This window comes from Psychrobacter sp. AOP5-GZ1-6 (genome assembly GCF_052376345.1).
Lineage (GTDB): Bacteria > Pseudomonadota > Gammaproteobacteria > Pseudomonadales > Moraxellaceae > Psychrobacter.
In genome coordinates, this window is sequence record NZ_JBQSVP010000209.1 from 1 (window position 1) to 3,160 (window position 3,160).

A 3,160-nucleotide genomic window follows, 5' to 3' on the forward strand; every position below is an offset into this window, starting at 1 on the left:
TGAGTCAGCGGCGATTAAAGCCCATGGTCAAGTAAATGTAAAAACTTACACTAATAAATTTATGCCCATGTTTCGTGCGGTTGCACACGATGATATAACATCATCGACAGTTAAAATTGTCTGTGCAGGTCGCGATGAGACCGTGGTGGGCATTCATGCCGTCGGGTCAGATGTGGATGAAATTTTACAAGGATTTGCTTTGGCAATGAAAGTTGGTATTACTAAAGCAGATTTAGAAGAGACATTTACCATTCATCCAACAAGTGCAGAAGAATTTTTAAGTTTTAACTAAGCGGATATAAAGTGAGTGAATATTGAAAGTAAATGAGGTTAGCCGTTATAAGCAACGTCTAACCTCGCTATAAAACAGTTAGTTGATAGCAGCAAACAAATCATTCAATGCTTCACTCATACTAGGGTGGGTAAAAATATGATCACGCACCTGCTGGTAGGTTAAGCCTTGACGGATTGCTAAATCCATAAAGTTAATCAATTCATGCGACTCGGCACACAACAGTTGCACACCCAAGATTTTATCAGTTTTAGCATCTACTACGGCCTTAAGCAGCCCATCAGCTTGTTCTAAGATATTGGCTTTAGGAATAGTTGCTGCATCTAGTGTGGCGGTTTTAATGTCATAACCTTTATCTTTTGCCATTTTTGCGGTCATACCGACATTAGCAAGTGGCGGATTGACAAACACCGCATAAGGGAAAGTACGGTCTTTGGTGGTGTAACTGCCATCGCCCAATACTTGGCTTTTAACTACACGATAATCATCGAGCGAAATATAGGTAAATTGGGGGCTGCCTGCCACATCGCCCATCGCATAGATATTCGGCACGTTGGTTTGTAATTTTTCATTGACAGCAATATAACCTTTATCGGTAAGCTCAATGCCCGCTTTTTCAAGGTTTAGCCCTTCGGTATTGGCTCTGCGGCCTGTAGCAACCAAAATCGCATCGGCATGCAGTTCGCTATCAGCGGTGGTAATTGTGGCTTGCTGTCCACTATCGCTTATTTTTTTGATTTGCTGATTAGTTTTGACTGTAATATGCTGTTTTGCCATGATAGCGAGTAAAGTTTTGGTGATATCTTCATCTTCTCGTGGTAAAAAGGTATCGCCTGTTTCTAAAATCGTCACTTCACTGCCAAACCCTGCAAAAATAAAGGCAAACTCTAGCCCGATATAGCCACCACCAATAATAACGAGCTGTTTTGGTAAATCGGTTAGTTGCATGATACGGGTGCTGTCGTAGGCAAATTTGCTGTCTTTTAACCCATCAATCGGCGGCTGCCAGTTATACGCCCCTGTATTGATGTAAATATAATCAGCAGTGATGGTCAATGTGTCAGTATCGGTGACGACCTGCACGGTTTTATTATCAATAAAACTGGCTTTGCCTGTAATCACTTCGGCATTATCTAGACTATCAACTTTCTCAAAGTTGGCATGATTAAGTTTATCAATTAAATCGTTCTTTTTGCTAACTGCTTGAGCAAGTGATGGTTGTACGTCATGACCATAAGCTAAGAAGGCTAATTTTTTTGAGGGAATACAGCCAATATTGATACAGGTACCACCATACATGGTAGCGGACTGCTCCACTAAAATCACGGATTTGCCTGTCTTGGCTAAAGCTTGTGCCAGAGTTTTACCTGCTTTGCCAAAGCCGATAATCAGATGTTCGATGTGTTTTATGGTCACTGTGAGCCCCTCTGTTTTTATGATTGATTATAAGTTTTATGATTAAATAGAACTTGCTCCATAGTGTAATGATATAGTAGAGATATGCAATTTTATTAATAAAATTTAACATATTAATACCCCACTCTCAACACTTTTAAGCGGGGTTGAAACAAAAAAGGCATGAACTTAAACTTTAATCAATGACCAAAAAGATTAGAGAACAAGCCATGCCCATCGACGAATTTATCATTAAAATCTATCTAATGGTAGATGACTACTACAAAAAGATTGTAACAAACCGGCTAAGACAAGGCGGATATGCACCAAAGCTAACCGACAGTGAAATTATTACCATGGAGATAGTGGGTGAGTTTTTACAGATGGACACCGACTCACAAATCCATCAGTATTTTAAACAGCATTGGCAAACATGGTTTCCACAAATAGGCTCATATCCCAACTTTGCCAAGCAGTGCGTCAATTTGTTACAGGTAAAAACTTTGATACAACAGCATATCGTTAAACAGTATGGACAAGACAACATTCATTTTATCGATGGCTTTCCCATTCCTGTATGCCAATATGCCAGAGCGTATCGGTATAAAACCTTCAAATACGAAGGTAGTTATAGTTACTGCGCCTCAAAGCAACAAAAATATTTCGGCTTTGAAGGACATTTACTCATTAATCTATCGGGCATGATAACCAATTTTACCTTTGCCTCTGCCAGAATAGATGAAAGATTAGTGGCACCTGATATGCTTGATAATATCAAAGGCTTGTTAGGTGCAGATATGGGCTATATTAGCCCTGATTTATCTGAGTATTGCTTTAAGCGATGTGTTGATTTGCAAACACCGCTTAGAAAAAATATGCCCGATAAACGACCAATCAGTGTACTTAATCGTCTTAAAAATGCTCGTCGCAATATTGAGACGGTGATTGGTCAGTTATCACAGCGGTTTAATATGCAAAAGGTGAGAGCGAGAGATTTATGGCATTTATCCCACAGATTTATGCGTAAAATCTTGGCTCATAACTTCTGCTTTGTAATCAATAAACAGTTAGGTAATCCCCCACTTCAGTTTGAGTTGCTTATTTCAAGTTGAGAGTGGGGTTTATCATCATAACTTGTACTGAAAGCCACCAAATCAGCTAATGCTCTGGTAGCGTCTTGATCCTTAGTGCTGGCTCTCACATAAATACGAACGGTCATAACGCTACCTCTATTACTTAGACTTAATAATTAATGTTCATTGATAACAGCAAGAGATTGCTATCATTTAATATCAGATACAAGTCTAATGATAGATAAATTATTATTTAAAGGTTTTATGTTTTAGGTATAGACTAATGATAAGGGGTTGAAGTGGCTCCGTTGAGGTATAAGTTGATGAAATGGTTGGACGCATTAAAAAAGATCCTGCTTTTTTTAATAAAGAACGTCCTATCCGTACATACCTAAATGAT

General features: G+C 38.9%; 2 protein-coding genes and 2 pseudogenes. 2 read left to right on the forward strand and 2 right to left on the reverse strand.

Annotated features, from left to right (window positions below):
• Positions 1-292 (forward strand): annotated as a pseudogene (locus ACT3RN_RS15040) (glutathione-disulfide reductase); the annotation flags it as partial.
• A gap of 78 nt (positions 293-370) precedes the next feature.
• On the opposite strand, the gene ACT3RN_RS15045 reads toward ACT3RN_RS15040, so the two are convergent.
• Positions 371-1,708 carry an FAD-dependent oxidoreductase gene (locus tag ACT3RN_RS15045; protein WP_089111068.1) on the reverse strand — a complete coding sequence of 446 codons (1,338 nt, stop codon included), beginning with the start codon at positions 1,706-1,708 and terminating at the stop codon, positions 371-373.
• A gap of 209 nt (positions 1,709-1,917) precedes the next feature.
• On the opposite strand from ACT3RN_RS15045, the gene ACT3RN_RS15050 reads away from it, so the two are divergent.
• A complete protein-coding gene (locus ACT3RN_RS15050; RefSeq protein ID WP_089111072.1) occupies positions 1,918-2,799 on the forward strand; it encodes an IS982 family transposase in 882 nt (293 codons plus the stop codon).
• A gap of 8 nt (positions 2,800-2,807) precedes the next feature.
• On the opposite strand, the pseudogene ACT3RN_RS15055 reads toward ACT3RN_RS15050, so the two are convergent.
• Positions 2,808-2,906 (reverse strand): annotated as a pseudogene (locus tag ACT3RN_RS15055) (recombinase family protein); the annotation flags it as partial.
• Between the last annotated feature and the right edge of the window lie 254 nt (positions 2,907-3,160).

Excerpts from the sequence above, each read along its gene's own strand:
- ACT3RN_RS15050 (WP_089111072.1), top strand. The coding sequence starts at position 1,918 with ATGCCCATCGACGAATTTATCATTAAAATCTATCTAATGGTAGATGAC.